Origin of the sequence: Amnibacterium soli (genome assembly GCF_039544415.1) — a bacterium.
Lineage (GTDB): Bacteria > Actinomycetota > Actinomycetes > Actinomycetales > Microbacteriaceae > Amnibacterium > Amnibacterium soli.
In genome coordinates, this window is the sequence record NZ_BAABLP010000004.1 from 494,594 (window position 1) to 510,171 (window position 15,578).

General features: G+C 74.2%; 15 protein-coding genes. 10 read left to right on the forward strand and 5 right to left on the reverse strand.

What is annotated here, in order from left to right:
* Positions 1-27: 27 nt before the first annotated feature.
* The gene (locus ABEA53_RS12010; RefSeq protein ID WP_345481419.1) at positions 28-444 is read right to left on the reverse strand and encodes a hypothetical protein; all 417 of its coding nucleotides are present in this window, start codon (positions 442-444) and stop codon (positions 28-30) included.
* Positions 441-833: an SRPBCC family protein gene (locus ABEA53_RS12015; protein ID WP_345481420.1), complete on the reverse strand. Its 393-nt coding sequence runs from the start codon at positions 831-833 to the stop codon at positions 441-443. Before ABEA53_RS12015 ends, ABEA53_RS12010 begins: the two co-directional genes overlap by 4 nt.
* A 45-nt stretch (positions 834-878) precedes the next feature.
* On the opposite strand from ABEA53_RS12015, the gene ABEA53_RS12020 reads away from it, so the two are divergent.
* From ABEA53_RS12020 to ABEA53_RS12050, 7 genes are all read left to right on the forward strand, one after another.
* On the forward strand, positions 879-1,754 hold the full coding sequence (locus ABEA53_RS12020) for an alpha/beta fold hydrolase (protein WP_345481421.1): 876 nt from the start codon (positions 879-881) through the stop codon (positions 1,752-1,754).
* 74 nt (positions 1,755-1,828) lie between these two features.
* Positions 1,829-3,136 carry an O-acetylhomoserine aminocarboxypropyltransferase/cysteine synthase family protein gene (locus ABEA53_RS12025; RefSeq protein WP_345481422.1) on the forward strand — a complete coding sequence of 436 codons (1,308 nt, stop codon included), beginning with the start codon at positions 1,829-1,831 and terminating at the stop codon, positions 3,134-3,136.
* 36 nt (positions 3,137-3,172) lie between these two features.
* Positions 3,173-4,675 (forward strand): ABC transporter substrate-binding protein, encoded by a 1,503-nt coding sequence (locus ABEA53_RS12030; protein WP_345481423.1) that lies wholly within the window; start codon positions 3,173-3,175, stop codon positions 4,673-4,675.
* An 11-nt stretch (positions 4,676-4,686) separates the two neighbouring features.
* Positions 4,687-5,637, forward strand: a complete 951-nt coding sequence (locus ABEA53_RS12035; protein WP_345481425.1) for an ABC transporter permease — start codon at positions 4,687-4,689, stop codon at positions 5,635-5,637.
* Entirely contained in the window at positions 5,634-6,494 is an 861-nt protein-coding gene (locus ABEA53_RS12040; RefSeq protein WP_345481427.1) for an ABC transporter permease, read from the forward strand. The genes ABEA53_RS12035 and ABEA53_RS12040 overlap by 4 nt, the downstream gene beginning before the upstream one ends.
* Positions 6,491-7,288 (forward strand): ABC transporter ATP-binding protein, encoded by a 798-nt coding sequence (locus ABEA53_RS12045; protein WP_345481428.1) that lies wholly within the window; start codon positions 6,491-6,493, stop codon positions 7,286-7,288. Before ABEA53_RS12040 ends, ABEA53_RS12045 begins: the two co-directional genes overlap by 4 nt.
* Complete coding sequence (locus ABEA53_RS12050; protein ID WP_345481429.1) at positions 7,285-8,067, forward strand: ABC transporter ATP-binding protein; 783 nt, start codon at positions 7,285-7,287, stop codon at positions 8,065-8,067. The genes ABEA53_RS12045 and ABEA53_RS12050 overlap by 4 nt, the downstream gene beginning before the upstream one ends.
* A gap of 282 nt (positions 8,068-8,349) precedes the next feature.
* Here ABEA53_RS12050 and ABEA53_RS12055 read toward each other — a convergent pair whose 3' ends face one another.
* Entirely contained in the window at positions 8,350-9,123 is a 774-nt protein-coding gene (locus ABEA53_RS12055) for an SDR family NAD(P)-dependent oxidoreductase (protein ID WP_345481430.1), read from the reverse strand.
* Between the two features lie 79 nt (positions 9,124-9,202).
* Between ABEA53_RS12055 and ABEA53_RS12060 the strand changes: the two genes are divergently transcribed.
* The 3 genes from ABEA53_RS12060 to bglX all read left to right on the forward strand — a co-directional run bounded on the left by ABEA53_RS12060 (position 9,203) and on the right by bglX (position 13,574).
* Positions 9,203-9,931, forward strand: coding sequence for an SDR family oxidoreductase (locus tag ABEA53_RS12060; RefSeq protein WP_345481431.1), 729 nt, complete (start codon positions 9,203-9,205; stop codon positions 9,929-9,931).
* 146 nt (positions 9,932-10,077) lie between these two features.
* Positions 10,078-11,331, forward strand: a complete 1,254-nt coding sequence (locus tag ABEA53_RS12065) for an MFS transporter (protein WP_345481432.1) — start codon at positions 10,078-10,080, stop codon at positions 11,329-11,331.
* Positions 11,328-13,574, forward strand: coding sequence for a beta-glucosidase BglX (bglX, locus tag ABEA53_RS12070; protein WP_345481434.1), 2,247 nt, complete (start codon positions 11,328-11,330; stop codon positions 13,572-13,574). The genes ABEA53_RS12065 and bglX overlap by 4 nt, the downstream gene beginning before the upstream one ends.
* A gap of 174 nt (positions 13,575-13,748) precedes the next feature.
* Here the strand turns inward: bglX and ABEA53_RS12075 are convergent, their stop codons facing one another.
* Both ABEA53_RS12075 and ABEA53_RS12080 read right to left on the reverse strand, forming a co-directional pair.
* Positions 13,749-14,339 carry a hypothetical protein gene (locus ABEA53_RS12075; RefSeq protein ID WP_345481435.1) on the reverse strand — a complete coding sequence of 197 codons (591 nt, stop codon included), beginning with the start codon at positions 14,337-14,339 and terminating at the stop codon, positions 13,749-13,751.
* 11 nt (positions 14,340-14,350) lie between these two features.
* Positions 14,351-15,505, reverse strand: coding sequence for a zinc-dependent alcohol dehydrogenase (locus ABEA53_RS12080; protein WP_345481436.1), 1,155 nt, complete (start codon positions 15,503-15,505; stop codon positions 14,351-14,353).
* Between the last annotated feature and the right edge of the window lie 73 nt (positions 15,506-15,578).

Genomic DNA, 15,578 nt, shown 5'->3' on the forward strand with positions numbered 1-15,578 from the left:
CCCCGCGGCGGCGGTGCGGGTGCCGGGTCAGCGGCGGAGGAGGCGGCGGCGCGGCACCTCGCGGTAGCCGCCGTCGGCCAGCCCGGCGGCCCGCTCGAACGGGTTGCCCGCGCCGCGGTCGCCGGTCGACACCAGGGACCACAGCGCTCCGGCGCCGTACGCGAGCAGGAACGGCAGGCCGCCCCACCGCCGCCACTGCGCGGCGTGCCGGGACTCGTGCTCGAGCACGGCCGGCAGCACGCGGACCAGGTCGGCGAACCGCCCGCTCGTCAGCACCACGTCCCCGATCGTCATCGCGCCCGCCCCGAGGAGCGGCAGGCGGCAGCCCTCCGCGAGCAGCAGCCCGTGCGGCCCGCGCCGCACCCGCGCGCGCCCGAGCGCGGCGACCACGAGCCCCAGCGCGGTCGACAGGTTCAGGATGTTCGCGACGCGGCGGGCCCTCATCCCTCGACGAGCGCCTTCAGGCGGTGCAGGTCGTCCTGCACGAGGGCGGCGTCGCGCGCGAGGTCCTCGTCGGACGCGTCGCCCTGCTGCAGCGTGAACACGACCTCGGCGCCGTGGGGGTGCGCGTGCACCCGCATCGGGTTGTGCACCGTGTCGCCGCTCGGCAGCGTCACGTCGTGATCGAGCACGCCCACCTCGTTGCGCGGTGCGAAGACCACGGTCACGCGGCCCATGGGGGAGTCGACGACGAGGGCGTCGTCGCTCAGCGGCTCGATCGCGCCCGAGGCCAGGCCGCCCGCCCAGGCCGGCAGGGCGGAGAGGTCGCGGGCGACGTCGTAGACCTCGGACCGGGAGGCGTGGATCACCACGCGGACCTGCGTGCTCGCCATGACCCGACGGTAGTTCGCCCGTCCGCGCGGCGCGAGGATCGAGGGGTGAGCAGCCCCGACGAGTTCCAGCACCTGCGCGACGAGGCCGCCGAGCTCGGCGTCGCCGGACCCCTTCCGGCCGTCGAGCGCATCGCGGCCGACGTGCCGGGCGGCCGCGTCAGCGCGCTGCGCTGGGGTGCGCGGCCCGGCACGACGCTGCTGCACGGCGCCGGGCTCAACGCGCACACCTGGGACGGCGTGCTGCTCGCGCTCGGCCGCGACGCCCTCGCGGTCGACCTGCCCGGCCACGGCGACTCCTCCTGGCGCGCGGACTTCGACTACCGCCCGGCGACGAACGCCGCAGCGGTGGCGGCCCTGCTCGACGCGGTCGGGGACGGCTCGCCGCAGCTGGTCGTCGGGCAGTCGCTCGGCGGGCTCACCGCCGTGGTGCTCGCGGCGACCCGCCCGGACCTGGTGCGCGCGCTCGTGCTCGTCGACATCAGCCCGGGCGTCCGGATCGGCGACGCGCGGCAGGTGTCCGAGTTCCTCGCCGGGCCGCAGGTGTTCCCCTCCCGCGCCGTCATCGTGGACAACGCGATCGCGGCGGGCATCGGCAGCGACCGGCGGAAGCTGGAGCGCGGCGTCGCCTTGAACACGCGCGTGCGGGAGGACGGCTCGGTCGTCTGGTCGCACCACCTGGCGTACCCGCCGCAGGACGCGCCCGCGCTGCCGGACATCGCCACGCCCTGGATCGGGCTCACGGAGACGGACGTGCCGGTGCTGCTCGTCCGCGCCCGGCACGGCTACCTGACCGACGACGTCGTGGCCGAGTTCCGCGACCGGGTGCCGCGGGCGACCGTGGTCGAGACGGAGACGGGCCACAACGTGCAGGAGCAGGACCCGGCCGCTCTCGCTGCCGCGATCGCCGCTTCCACCGCCTGACGGCCCCTCCGCTTGTCGTCGTGTTACGGCGCGATGCGGGGTCCGGGGCGGCGCGCGGCTACCGTCCACTCGACATGAGCAGCGACGACTGGGGCTTCGACACCGCGCAGGTGCACGCGGGCGCTTCGCCCGACCCGGGCACCGGAGCGAGGGCGACGCCGATCTTCGCGACCTCGAGCTTCGTCTACGACAGCGCCGAGCAGGCCGCGGCGCAGTTCCTGCTCGACGACGTCGAGGGCTTCGGCTACACCCGCATGGGCAACCCAACGACTGCGGTCGCCGAGCGGCGCATCGCGCACCTCGAGGGCGGCGTCTCCGCGGTCGCGACCGCGAGCGGGCAGTCGGCGACCGCGCTGGCGCTGCTCAACGTGCTGCGCAGCGGCGACCACATCGTGATGGCGAGCCAGATCTACGGCGGCACGACGAACCTGCTCGGGCAGCGCTTCGCCGAGATCGGGATCGCGCTGACGGCGGTGCCGGTCGACGACCACGACGCCTGGCGCGCCGCCGTCCGGCCGAGCACGCGCGCGTTCTTCGTCGAGAGCCTCGGCAACCCGACCGGCGCCGTGGCGGACCTGGAGGCGCTCGCCGCCATCGCGCACGACGAGGCCGGCGTGCCCCTGTTCGTCGACAACACGCTCGCCACCCCGTACCTGCTGCGGCCGCTCGAGCACGGCGCCGACGTGGTCGTGCACTCCACGACGAAGTTCCTCTCTGGCCACGGCACCGTCATCGGCGGTGTCGTCGTCGACGGCGGCACCTTCGACTTCGGCGCGCGGCCCGAGCGCTGGCCCGGCTTCCACGTGCCCGACGCCGGGCACGGCGAGGGCGGCTACTGGGAGCGGTTCTCCCCGCAGCGGCAGGCCTACAGCCGGCGCCTGCGCAGCACCGTGCTGCGCGACTACGGGCCCGCCCCCTCCCCGTTCAACAGCTTCCTGCTGATCCAGGGCCTCGAGACGCTGAGCCTGCGGATGCGGCAGCACGTCGCGAACGCGCAGGCCGTGGTCGAGCACCTGCTCGCGCACCCGCAGGTCGAGCGCGTGCACTACCCGACGCTGTCCGGCACGCCGTGGTCCGCGGCGGCGCAGCGCCTGCTGCCGAAGGGCGGCGGCGCGATCGTGTCGTTCGATGTGGCAGGCGGCCTGGAGGCGGGGCGCCGGTTCGTCGACGGCGTGCGCCTGTTCAGCCACCTGGCGAACGTCGGCGACGTGCGCAGCCTCGTGATCCACCCCGCCTCGACGACGAACTCGAGCCAGTCGCCCGAGCAGCGAGCCGCCTCGGGCATCGGCCCCGGCCTGATCCGGCTCTCGATCGGCATCGAGGACCCGGCCGACCTGCTCGCCGACCTCGACCGGGCATTCCGCGCGGCGCTCGGCGGTTGATCCGTCCACCGCATCCGGCGACGGGAGAATGAGCCCATGCGCACCAGAAGGTCCCTGCTCGGCGCGGGGCTCGCGGTGGTCACCGCGCTCGCGCTGGCGGGCTGCTCGACGGCGTCCTCACCGTCCGCGGGCGGCGCGGACCGCTCGGCGGTCGTGGACGTCGGCCTCTACCTCGAGCCGACCGACCTGAACGTGCGCACCACCTCGGGCGTCGCGCTCGACCAGGTGCTGATCGACAACGTGTACCAGGGGCTCGTCGGGCTCGACCCGTCCGGCCGCCTCCACGACGTGCTCGCGGAGCGTCACACCGTCTCCTCCGACGGCCGCACCGTCGACTTCGCGCTGCGCAGCGGATTGAAGTTCAGCAACGGCCACGCGCTCGACGCGGAGGACGTGGTCTGGTCCCTGAACCAGGTGCGCACGACGAAGACGGACGTCGGCCACGGCGACCTCGCGGCGGTGAAGTCGATCACCGCTCCGTCGAAGGACGCCGTCCGGCTGACGCTCACGAAGCCGGACTCCGAGCTGCTGTACGCGCTCGCCGGTCGTGCGGGGCTCGTGCTCGACGAGCAGGCGTCGAACGACCTCAAGACCACCGCGATCGGCAGCGGTCCCTACCTCCTGAAGACCTGGAAGCAGGGCGACAGCATCACGCTGACGCGGAACCCGAAGTACTGGGGCACCCGGGCCAAGGTCGCCTCCGTCGTCTTCCACTACTTCTCCGACCGCGCCACCGCGGTCAACGCGGCGCTCGCCGGCGACCTCGAGGTGCTGACCACCGTCGACCCCACGCTGAAGGCGAAGTTCCAGGGGAACCAGGACTTCGCGCTGAAGCAGGGCGCCTCGACCGACAAGTACACGCTCGTCTTCAACTCGAAGCGCGCGCCGCTGAACCGGCTCGCCGTCCGGAAGGCGCTGCGCCAGGCGATCGACCCGAAGGCGATCATCGCGGCGATCGGCGGCGACGGCGTCGCGCAGGGCGGTCCGATCCCGAAGGGCGACCCGGGGTACCAGGACCTGACGTCCGTCGACGCCTACGACCCCGCCGCCGCGAAGGCGGCGCTCGAGAAGGCCGGCGTCGCCGGCACGACCCTGACGCTCACCGTCCCGAACGTCTACGGCACCACCGTCAGCGACGTGCTGACCAGCCAGCTGAAGGCCGTCGGCGTGACGCTGAAGGTGCGCAGCGTCGACTTCACGAGCTGGCTCACGAACGTCTACACGGACAAGGACTACGAGCTGAGCTTCGTGGACCACGCGGAGGCGCACGACTTCGCGAACTGGGTCACGCCGGGCTACTACTTCAACTACTCGGACGAGCGGGTGGACGCCCTCTACGAGCAGGCGACCACCGCACTCAGCGCCTCGGAGGCGGACGCGAAGCTCGCGCAGGCGGCCCGGATCGTGGCGGACGCCGCGCCGGCCGACTGGCTGTACACCGCGATCAACGAGACCGCGATCCGCAGCACGGTCACCGGGTTCCCGACGGACTTCACGAGCAACCGCCTGAACCTCGCCGGCCTCGCCGTGTCGAAGTAGTCGAACCTCGCGTGGTCCGCTTCCTCGCGACCCGGGCGGTCCTGCTGCTGCTCGGGCTGCTCGTGGCCGCCGCCCTGATCTTCGCGGTGCTGCGGGTGCTGCCGGGCGACGTGGCGCAGGTCATCGGCGGCACCCGGGCGAGCGCCGAGCAGGTCGCCCGCATCCGGGCGCAGCTCGGGCTCGACCAGCCCCTCCCCGTCCAGTTCCTGGACTGGATCGGCGGGCTGCTGCGCCTCGACCTCGGCCGCTCCCTCGTGACGGGCACGCCGGTCGCGGGGGAGCTCGGCCAGAAGCTCGAGGTGACGCTGCCGCTCGCCGGCCTGTCGCTGGTGCTCGGCCTGGGGCTCGGCATCCCGCTCGGCGTGCTGTCGGCGGTGCTGCACCGCCGGGCGAGCGGGTTCGTCCTCGCCGCCGCGGCGCAGTCCGTCGCGGCGGTGCCCGTCGTCTTCGCCGGGGTGCTCCTCGCGCTGCTGCTCGGGTCCTTCCTGCACCTGCTGCCGGTCCAGGGCTTCCCGCTCGACGGCTGGCGGCAGCCGGGCCGCGCCTTCGCCTCCCTGATCCTCCCGGCCCTCACGATCGCGGTCGTGGAGGGGGCGGTCGTGCTGCGCTTCACCCGCTCCGCGACGCTGGAGGCGCTGGGGCAGGACCACGTGCGGATGGCGGCGGCGAAGGGGATGACGCTGCACCGGGCGCTGCTCACGCACGGGCTGCCCGGCGTGCTGCTGTCCGTCGTCTCCGTGATCGGGCTCGAGATCGCGGCGCTGCTCGTCGGCGCGGTCATCGTGGAGCAGCTGTTCCAGCTGCCCGGCGTCGGGCGGATGCTCGTCACCGACGTGGCGAACCGGGACCTCGTGAAGGTGCAGAGCGAGCTGCTCGTGCTGACCGGGCTGATCCTCGTGGTCGGCGCGGTCGTCGACGTGCTGCACCGCGTGCTCGACCCGCGGCAGCGGGAGCGCACGTGAGCGCCGCCTGGCCGCGCGAGCTGCTGCGGCGCCCCGGCGGCGTGCTCGGCGTCGTCGTGCTGGCGGTCCTCATCGTCTCGGCGGTCGTCGCGACGTTCTGGACCCCGCAGGACCCGTTCGCGACGGACCCGTTCCACCGGTGGCAGGGGCCGAGCGGCGCGCACCTGCTCGGCACCGACGGGGTCGGGCGCGACGTGTTCAGCTACGTCTTCGCCGCGAGCCGCACCGCGCTCCTGGTGGCCGTGCTCTCCTCCCTCGTCGCCGGCGTCGTGGGCGTGGTGCTCGCCGCGGTCGGCGCGCTCGGCCCGCGGTGGCTGCGCGAGCCGGTGGCCGTGCTGATCGACGTGCTCATCGCGTTCCCGGTGCTGCTGATCGCGATCATGCTGAGCGCGGTGCTCGGCCCGTCGCTGACCGAGGTCGTCGTCGCGGTCGGCATCGGGTTCGGCGTGAACATCGCGCGGGTCGCGCGGGGGGAGATCCGGCGGGTCGCCCGCTCCGGCTACGTGCTCGCCGCCCGCGCGGCGGGCCTCGGTCCGGGGCGGGTGCTCACGGACCACCTGCTGCCGAACATCGCGCCGGTGCTCATCGTGCAGCTGTCGCTGAGCGCCGGCGTCGCCGTGCTCAGCGAGGCGGGCCTGTCGTTCCTCGGCTACGGGGCGCCGCCGTCGACGCCCTCCTGGGGGCGCCTGCTCGGGGACCTGCAGAACTACGTGACGATCTACCCGCTCACCGCCGTCTGGCCGGGACTCGCGATCACCGTCAGCGTGCTCGCGTGCAACCTGTTCGGCGACGCCCTGCGGGAGGCGACCGACCCGCGCCTGCGGACGGGTCGGCGCGAACGGCGGCGCGTCCGATGACGCTCGTGGTGCGCGACCTCGTGATCCGGTTCGGCGGGAGGACCGTCGTCGACGGCGTCGACTTCACGGTGCCGGACGGCGCGCGGTTCGGCGTCATCGGCGGCTCGGGCAGCGGCAAGTCCCTGACGGTGCTCGCGATCCTCGGCCTGCTGCCGGAGGGCGCTTCGGCGACCGGCAGCATCGCGCTCGACGGCGTCGAGCTGCTCGGGATGCGGGAGCGGGAGCTCGCGCGCATCCGCGGCCGCCGCATCGGGACGGTGCTGCAGGACCCGCAGACCGCGCTCGACCCCCTCCGCACCATCGGTCGGCAGCTCGCGGAACCGGCGCGGCTGCACGGCGCGGTCTCCCGCCGGGGCGCACGGGCGGAGGCGGTGCGGCTCGCGTCGCTCGTGCGGCTGCCCGAGCCGGAGCGGATCGTCGACCGGTACCCGCACCAGCTGTCGGGCGGGCAGCGGCAGCGGGTGGCGATCGGCATGGCGCTCGCGCTCTCGCCGGCGGTGCTGCTCGTGGACGAGCCGACGACGGCGCTGGACGTGACGACGCAGGCGGAGGTGCTGTCCCTGTTCGACCGGCTCGTCGCCGAGACCGGCGCCTCCCTCGTGTTCGTCACCCACGACCTGGCCGTGCTCGCGCGGATCAGCACCGAGGTGCTCGTGCTCTCGGCGGGCCGCGCGGTCGAGTCGGGGCCGGTCGACCGGCTGCTCGCGGCGCCGCAGCACCCGGTCACCGCCGGGCTCGTCGCCGCCGCGCGGGCGACGAGCTTCACCGCCTCCGGCCCCGAGGACCCCGCATGAGCCTCCTGTCCGCGCAGGGCCTCGTGCGCGAGTACCCGCTGCCCCGCCGCACCCTGTTCTCGCCGCGCGAGGTGCGCCCCGCGCTGCGCGGCGTCGACCTGGAGGTGCAGGAGGGCGCCGTGGTCGCCGTGATCGGGGAGTCGGGATCGGGCAAGTCGACGCTCGCGCGGCTGCTCGTCGGGCTGGACGCGCCGACCTCCGGCTCCGCGACGTTCGACGGGCGTGCCGTGCAGGGCTCGGACGCGTCGCTGCGGTGGCTGCGGCGGCAGGTCGGCGTGGTGTTCCAGGACCCGTACTCGTCGCTCGATCCCCGCATGACGGCCGGGCGCATCGTCGCCGAGCCGCTGCGGGCGCTCGGGATCGAGGGGGACCGGCGCGCCCTGGTGGCCGCGGCGCTCGCCGACGTGGGTCTCGACCCGGCGCTCGCGGCGCGCTACCCGCACGAGCTGTCGGGCGGCCAGCGCCAGCGGGTCGCGATCGCCCGCGCGATCATCCACGGGCCGCGGCTGCTGGTCGGCGACGAACCGCTGAGCGCCCTCGACGTGGCGGTGCGGGCGCAGATCCTCGACCTGCTGCGGCGCCTCCACGCAGAGCGGGGCCTCACGATCGTGCTCGTCTCGCACGACCTCGGCCTGGTGCAGCGCTTCGCCCAGCGCGTCGTCGTCATGCGGGCCGGCGAGATCGTGGAGGAGGGGGAGACCGCCTCGGTGCTCGCCGCGCCGCAGCACCCCTACACACGCGCCCTGCTCGCCGCGGTGCCCCGCCTCCCCGCCCCCTGATCCGGCGCGCCCGCGGCTGCTCGCGCGACGGGTCGCGGTCGATGTGGCGCCGAGCCCCGCGCGATTGCGCGCGCTGGTCGCAGTTGCGCGCCTCCGCTCGCGCGCATCTGGGACTGCGGCGCGCAACTTCGAGGTGTGCCTCGTCCTGCTGAGGACGGTTGCCCGCCGAGGGGCAGCCGCAGCTGTCCCTGGGCGCCGCAGTTGCGCGCGCTGGTCCCAGTTGCGCGCCTCCGCTCGCGCGCATCTGGGACTGGAGCGCGCAACTGCTCCGGGCGAGCCGGCTCAGGAGTCCTGGGCGCGCCTCGCCTCGTAGGCCTTCGCCGGGATCTGGGTGGCGAGCTTGCCGCCGCTCACGTCGAGCAGCGTGCCGGTGATGTAGCCGGCCTGGTCGCTCGCGAGGAAGACGAGCAGATCGGCGACGTCGTCCGGGGTCTCCCACCGCCGCAGCGACAGGGTGTCGAGCAGCCGGTCCTGGTCCGCCTGCGGCATCTCGGCGAAGCCGTTCATCGCGCTCGGCACCATGCCCGGCGCGTACGCGTTCACGGTGATGCCCCACGGCCCCAGCTCGCTCGCGAGCACGCGCGTGAACTGCACGACCGCGGCCTTGGAGGCGGCGTAGGCGGCGCTGCCGACGCTCGGCACGATCGCCGCGAACGACGCCGCGTTGATGATCCGGCCGCGGCCGGCCTTCCGCATCGCGGGGATCACGGCCTGCGCCGCGAGGAAGGTGCCGGTCACGTTCACGTCGAGCGATGCGCGGAAGTGCGCGGGGTCCATGTCGGCGACCTGCCCCTCCACGAGGATCCCGGCGTTGTTCACGAGCACGTCGACCGTGCCGAAGCGCTCGACGACCGTGCCGATCGCGGTGGCGACGGAGCCCGCGTCGGTGATGTCGCACTCGAGCCCGAGGCGGTCGTCGGGGGTGCCGTCGGGGAAGGCGAGGTCGAGTACGGCGACCCGCGCCCCCTCGGCCACGAACCGGTCGGCGAGCCCGCGGCCGATGCCGCGCCCGCCCCCGGTGATGACGACGACCCGGCCGTGCAGATCGAGCAGCATCGACGCCTCCTCGCGTTCGGACTCGCAGCGCGCACCGGAGCCGCACTGCACACTAGGCGCAGCGGATGCGGAGGGGACCATGAGCACCGAGCAGGGGCGGATCGCCTGGGTCGTGGGCGCGAGCAGCGGCATGGGCAGGGCGGCGGCGCTCGCCGCGGCGCGCGAGGGCCGCGCGGTCGCCGTGAGCGCGCGGCGGGCGGACCGGCTCGACGCCGTGGTCGCCGAGATCACGGCCGCGGGCGGCGTCGCACGCGCGTACCCGGGCGACGCGACGGAGACGGACTGGGCGCAGCGCACCGCGCAGGCGGTCGCGCAGGACCTCGGCGGCATCGACGAGCTCGTGCTCGCCGCGGGGCTGAACACCCCGCAGCGGGCGTGGGCCGACCAGTCGATCGCCGAGCTCGAGGACGTCGTGAGCGTGAACCTCGTGGCCGCCGTGCGCGCGATCGACGCCGCGCTGCCGGCGCTGCGGGTCCGCGGCGGCACGGTGGTCGTCGTCTCCTCGTACTCCGCCTGGACGTTCTCGCCGGGCGCCGGCGTCGCCTACAGCGCGAGCAAGACGGCGCTCGGGTCGATCTGCCGCACGCTGAACGCGCAGGAGGCGCAGCACGGGATCCGCGCGACGCACCTGTGCCCCGGCGACGTCGACACCGACTTCCTCAGCCGGCGCCCGGTGGTGCCCGACGCCGAGGCGCGGGCCGTCATGCTCACCGCCGACGACGTGGCGCGCAGCATCCTCCACGTGCTCGACGCGCCCCCGCACGTGCGCATCGACGAGCTGGTGATCTCGCCCCTCGCCCAGCGCTGACCCGCACGGGCACGGCGCCACCTCCACCCCGAGCCGTGAGGGGAGGGGAGCCCGTACGCTGGCAGCGCTCGACTCGATGACGCGTCCGGTCCGTGCGGCACGGCCGCGCACCGCCTGCAGGCGCTCGACCTCACGAAGGTGCACGGATGACGGACGCGACGACGCTGGACCGCCGAGGGATCGCCCGGTGGCGCAACGCCGTCATCACGGCGTTCGGCATCGGCGGCATCACCGTCTCGTCGTGGGGCGTCCGCCTCCCGGCCCTGACCGACGAGCTGCAGGTCAGCACCGGCACGATCGGCGCGGTCCTCGCCTTCATCACGGTCGGGTCGATCGGGGGCCTGCTCGCGTCGACGCCGATCGCGCACTGGCTCGGCGGCCGCCGCGGCGTGCCCGCCGCGCTGCTCGTGATCGCGGTCGCGATGGCGCTGATGAGTCTCGGCGTGACCGTGCGCGGCATCCCCCTGCTGATCGTCGCGTTCGCGGTGGTCGGCTTCGGCATCGGCCTGGTCGACGTGCTGCTGAACGTGGAGGGCTCGGCCATCGAGGCCGCCGCGCGACGCACCCTGATGCCGCTGATGCACGCCGCCTGGTCCGTCGGCGTGGCCGTCGGGTCGGGCATCGGCGCCGCCTGCGCGGCGCTCGCCATCGCGCCGTCGCAGCAGTTCCTCGGCGAGGCCGTGCTGATCGCGGTGGTGGCCGTCGTCGTCGCGCGGTCCATGCCCGCGCACGCCCCGGTGCCGCAGGAGGCGGGCGCGCCGCCGCAGCGGCTCGGTGACGCGCTCCACGCCTGGCTGCGCGGCTGGCGCGACGTCAAGCTGCTGCTGATCGGCGTGGTGCTGCTCGGCGTCGAGCTCGGCGAGGGCTCCGCGAACACCTGGCTGACCCTCGGCGTCCAGCGGGAGCACGGGCAGACGGCCGCGATCGCCGCCCTGTTCTTCACGGCCTTCGCGGTGGGGGAGGCGATCACCCGCATCCTCGCGGGGCCGCTGGTCGACCGCATCGGGCGGGTCGCCGCGCTGCGCATCACCACGGCCGTCGGTGTGGTCGGGCTGCTGCTGTTCATCCTCGGCGGCGGCCCCCTGCTCGTGCTGCTCGGCGTGCTGCTCTGGTCGGTCGGCGTCTCGATGGGCTTCCCGCTCGGCATGTCCGCCGCGGCCGAGGGCGGCGGCCCGAACCCGGCCGCGCGCGTCAGCGTCGTGGCCTCGATCGGCTACTTCGCGAGCCTCGCCGGCCCGCCCGTGATCGGCGGGCTCGCCGAGCACGTCGGCCTGCTCGGGTCGTTCTGGCTGCTCGTCGCGTTCATGCTCGCCGCCTTCGCCGCCGCCGGCTCGGTGGCGAAGCCCCTCGCGGCCGCGCCCTCCTCCCTCTCCCTCACCGACGAACGGAGCACCCCATGACCGACGACGCCGGGATCACGGCCCGCATCGACGACCTGCTGGCCGCCATGACGATCGAGGAGAAGGCCGGGCAGCTGACCCAGTACTTCTACTTCTCCCTGCCGCCGGAGGCGGAGGACAACGCGGCGATCGGGCTCGACGTCGCGGCGCAGCCGAAGGCCGTGGAGGCGGCGCTCGCCCGCGGCGGCGCCGGCTCGCTGCTGTTCCAGACCGATCCGGCGCAGATCAACCGCCTGCAGCGGCTGACGATCGAGGGCAACCGGCACGGCATCCCCGCGCTGTTCGGGTTCGACGTGATCCACGGCTTCCGCACGGTGCTCCCCGTGCCGATCGCCATGGCCGCGTCGTGGGACCCGCAGGTGATCGAGGCCGGGCAGGCCGTCGCGGCCCGGGAGGCGCGCGCGGTCGGCATCCACTGGGCGTTCGCGCCGATGGTCGACATCGCCCGCGACCCGCGCTGGGGCCGGATCGTGGAGGGGGCGGGCGAGGACCCGTACCTCGGCGCCGTCGTCGCCGCGGCACAGGTGCGCGGGTTCCAGGGCGACCGCCTGGGGGCCCCGGACCGCATCGTCGCCGGGCCGAAGCACTTCGCAGGCTACGGCTACGCGATCGGCGGGCGCGACTACGAGGAGGCGTCGATCTCGGACGCGGACCTGTGGAACGTCGTGCTGCCGCCCTTCCGCGCGGCGATCGAGGCGGGCGCCGGCAACGTCATGACGGCGTACATGCCGCTGAACGGCGTGCCCGCGACCGGCAACCGGTGGCTGCTGACGGACGTGCTCCGCGACGCGCTCGGGTTCGAGGGCTTCGTGGTCAGCGACGCCAACGCCGCACGCAGCCTGCTGACGCACGGCTTCGCGGAGGACCTGACCGACGCGGCCGCCCGAGCGCTGCATGCCGGTCTGGACATGGAGATGGCGATCACCGATCCCGCCTACGACCGGCTGCCCGCGGCGCTCGCGGACGGGCGGATCACGGAGGCGGAGCTCGACGACGCCGTGCGGCGCGTGCTCGAGGTGAAGCTGCGCCTCGGCCTGTTCGACGACCCGTACGTCGACGAGGAGCGCGCGACAGCCGTGCTCGCCGATCCCGCGCACCGCGAGGTCGCGCGCGAGGCCGCACGGCGCTCCGCCGTCCTGCTGCGGAACGAGGGCGACCTGCTGCCGCTCGACGCGGCCGCGATCGATTCGATCGCGGTCGTCGGTCCGCTGGCCGACTCGCCGCGCGACACCATCGGTCCCTGGATCTTCGACTTCGACCTGTCCGAGACGGTCACGGTGCTGCAGGGCCTCCGCGACCGGGTCGGCGAGACCGTGCGCGTCGAGGGCGCGCGCGGGATCCCGGCCGGGCAGCGGGTGTTCCCCTCCATGTTCGACATGTTCGGCGGCAACGCCCCCGTCGACCCCGAGGGCTTCGACCCGGAGGCGGAGCTCGCCCGCGCCGTGCAGGTCGCGACCGACGCCGACGTCGCGGTGGTCGTGCTGGGCGAGTGGCAGAACATGATCGGGGAGGCCGCATCCCGTTCGTCGCTGGAGCTGCCCGGCCGGCAGCTCGAGCTGCTGCAGGCCGTCGTCGCGACGGGCACGCCGACCGTCGCCGTCGTGATGAACGGCCGCCCGCTGGACCTGACGTGGGCGGCGGAGCACGTGCCCGCGATCCTCGACGTCTGGTACCCGGGCTCGCAGGGCGGCGCCGCGGTCGCCGACCTGCTGTTCGGCGACGCCGTTCCCGGCGGGAAGCTGCCGTTCACCTGGCCCCGTTCGGTCGGCCAGGTGCCGATCGTCTACTCGCACCTCACCTCGCACGAGCCGGAGAACCAGGGGCGCCGGTACTGGGACGAGCCGAGCACCCCGCTCTTCCCGTTCGGGCACGGCCTCTCCTACGCCCGCTTCTCCTACGCGGACCTGCAGGTGGACCGGGAGTCGGTGGGGCGCGACGGCTCCGTCGCGGTGTCCGTCGTCGTGCGGAACGAGTCGACCCGCGACGGCGAGGAGGTCGTGCAGCTCTACCTGCACCAGCGCTCCGGCACCGCCTCGCGGCCCGTGCGCGAGCTGAAGGGGTTCCAGCGCGTCGCGGTGCCCGCGGGGGAGGAGCGCCGCGTCGAGTTCGCGGTCGGCCCCGACGAGCGCCGCTACTGGAACGCGGCGGCGCACGACCACGTGCTCGACGCCTCGGTGTTCGACGTGTGGGTCGGCGGCGACTCGACCGCGGCGCTCGGCACGACCTTCACCGTCACCGCCTGACGGAGCCCGTGGAGCCGCCGGCCCGGCGGCTCCACGGGAGCGGACGGTCGCGGGGAGGCGGGCGCGGTCGGATCGACGGACCGGACCGTCCGCGCGTCTTCGACCGCGTCGCGCCGTGAAGAACGCCACGCGCGGGGGTGCGAGTCGGTCGACCCGCACCCCCGCACCGCTCGATCAGCGGCGGCGCAGCCCCCGCAGCAGCCGGAGGCCGATCAGGCCCGTCACCACCCACGGGCCCGCGACCAGGATCGGGTCGAGCCAGGTGTGGCTGGTGTCGGCCCGGTTCGACTCGAGCCGTTGCGTCGGCCCGTGCTGCGCGATCTCGGTCGTCAGACCCGTCTCCGTCACGAGGTCGTCGGGCCGCAGCGAGGCGAACGACTTCACGTGCGCCCCGAACGCGTCGACCCGGTCGCCGAGCACGAGCAGCAGCCAGTGGGCCAGGCGCGCCTCGCTGTACTTCGCGTACGCGAGCCGCCGGATCACCCCGGAGACGCCGTGCAGCGGCGCGACCGTGCCGTAGACCGGCGGCAGGATGCCGTGCTCGATCGACCGCTCGCGGTCGTGCAGCTCCTCCTGCCGCTCCGGGAAGTCCCAGTGCGCGCCGGAGGCGGCCGGGTCGAACCGCTCCCGCGGGAAGGCGGGCCGGTCGGCCGGGTCGAGGTCGGCGCCCCAGCCCGGGATCCGCGCGCGCAGCTCGTCGCTCGACGGGCGGCGTGCGGGCTTGTCGGCCACGTAGGGCCGGTTCACGTTCTTCGCGTCGGACATCGTCCCGCCTCCTACGCCGCGTCCGCGTTCGGCTCGACGAGCACCTTGATGCAGTCGTCGAGCTTCCCCGAGAACAGGTGGTACCCCTCCGAGATGTGCTCCAGCGGCACCCGGTGGGTGACCATGTCGCTGGGCTTCAGGTAGCCGTTCCGGATGTGCTCGAACAGCCGCGGCCACTGGCGCTTCACGGGCGTCTGGTTGCCGCGGATGGTGAGGCCCTTGTTCAGCGCGTCGCCGAACTTCACGGCGCTGAAGATCGGGCCGTAGGCGCCGACGACCGCGACGGTGCCGCCCTTGCGGACGCCGTCGATGGCCCAGTTCAGCGCGACGGGGGAGCCGCCCTGCAGCTTGAGCTTCGTGCTCGTCACCTGCTGGATGAAGCTGCCGTCCGCCTCCGCGCCCGCGGCGTCGATCACGACGTCGGCGCCGAGGTAGTCGGTGGTCTGCTTCATCCACAGGACGACGTCGTCGACCTCGGTGAAGTTCAGCGTCTCGGCGAAGGCGAACTCGGCCGCCTTGTCGAGCCGGTACTGGAGGTGGTCGATCACGATCACCCGACCGGCGCCCATCAGCCAGGCCGACCGCGCCGCGACCAGCCCGACCGGCCCGGCGCCCAGCACCACGACCGTGTCGCCCTCGACGATGTCGCCGAGCTGCGCCCCGAAGTAGCCGGTGGCGACCGCGTCGGTCAGCAGCACCGCGTCCTCGTCCGCCATCCACTCGGGGATGATCTGCGGGCCCACGTCCGCGAACGGCACGCGCACGAACTCCGCCTGCCCGCCGTCGTAGCCGCCGGTGGTGTGCGAGTAGCCGTAGATGCCGCCGACCGCGGTGGCGTTCGGGTTCACGTTGTGGCAGTTCGAGTACAGCCCGCGCGCGCAGAAGTAGCAGGAGCCGCAGTAGACGTTGAACGGCACCATGACCCGGTCGCCGCGCTTGAGGTTCCGGACGGAGGAGCCGACCTCCTCCACCACGCCGATGAACTCGTGCCCGAACGTCGTCCCGATCCGGGTGTCCGGCATCATCCCGTGGTAGAGGTGCAGGTCCGACCCGCAGATCGCGGCCAGGGTGACCCGCACGATCGCGTCGTTCGGATGCTCGATCCGCGGGACGTCCTTCTCCTCCACCCGGATCTTGTAGGGCCCTCGATAGACCATCGCCCGCATGCGCGCTCCCTCGTCTCGTCCACGTGCGGACGGCCGAAGCCGGACGACCGCGCGTAGGCGCTCCATGGTTCGG

Bases quoted from the DNA above. Each gene is read 5' to 3' on its own strand.
- ABEA53_RS12010 (WP_345481419.1), bottom strand. From the start codon at position 444: ATGAGGGCCCGCCGCGTCGCGAACATCCTGAACCTGTCGACCGCGCTG.
- ABEA53_RS12015 (WP_345481420.1), bottom strand. From the start codon at position 833: ATGGCGAGCACGCAGGTCCGCGTGGTGATCCACGCCTCCCGGTCCGAG.
- ABEA53_RS12025 (WP_345481422.1), top strand. From the start codon at position 1,829: ATGAGCAGCGACGACTGGGGCTTCGACACCGCGCAGGTGCACGCGGGC.
- ABEA53_RS12030 (WP_345481423.1), top strand. From the start codon at position 3,173: ATGCGCACCAGAAGGTCCCTGCTCGGCGCGGGGCTCGCGGTGGTCACC.
- ABEA53_RS12045 (WP_345481428.1), top strand. From the start codon at position 6,491: ATGACGCTCGTGGTGCGCGACCTCGTGATCCGGTTCGGCGGGAGGACC.
- ABEA53_RS12050 (WP_345481429.1), top strand. From the start codon at position 7,285: ATGAGCCTCCTGTCCGCGCAGGGCCTCGTGCGCGAGTACCCGCTGCCC.
- ABEA53_RS12055 (WP_345481430.1), bottom strand. From the start codon at position 9,123: ATGCTGCTCGATCTGCACGGCCGGGTCGTCGTCATCACCGGGGGCGGG.
- ABEA53_RS12060 (WP_345481431.1), top strand. From the start codon at position 9,203: ATGAGCACCGAGCAGGGGCGGATCGCCTGGGTCGTGGGCGCGAGCAGC.
- ABEA53_RS12065 (WP_345481432.1), top strand. From the start codon at position 10,078: ATGACGGACGCGACGACGCTGGACCGCCGAGGGATCGCCCGGTGGCGC.
- bglX (WP_345481434.1), top strand. From the start codon at position 11,328: ATGACCGACGACGCCGGGATCACGGCCCGCATCGACGACCTGCTGGCC.
- ABEA53_RS12075 (WP_345481435.1), bottom strand. From the start codon at position 14,339: ATGTCCGACGCGAAGAACGTGAACCGGCCCTACGTGGCCGACAAGCCC.
- ABEA53_RS12080 (WP_345481436.1), bottom strand. From the start codon at position 15,505: ATGCGGGCGATGGTCTATCGAGGGCCCTACAAGATCCGGGTGGAGGAG.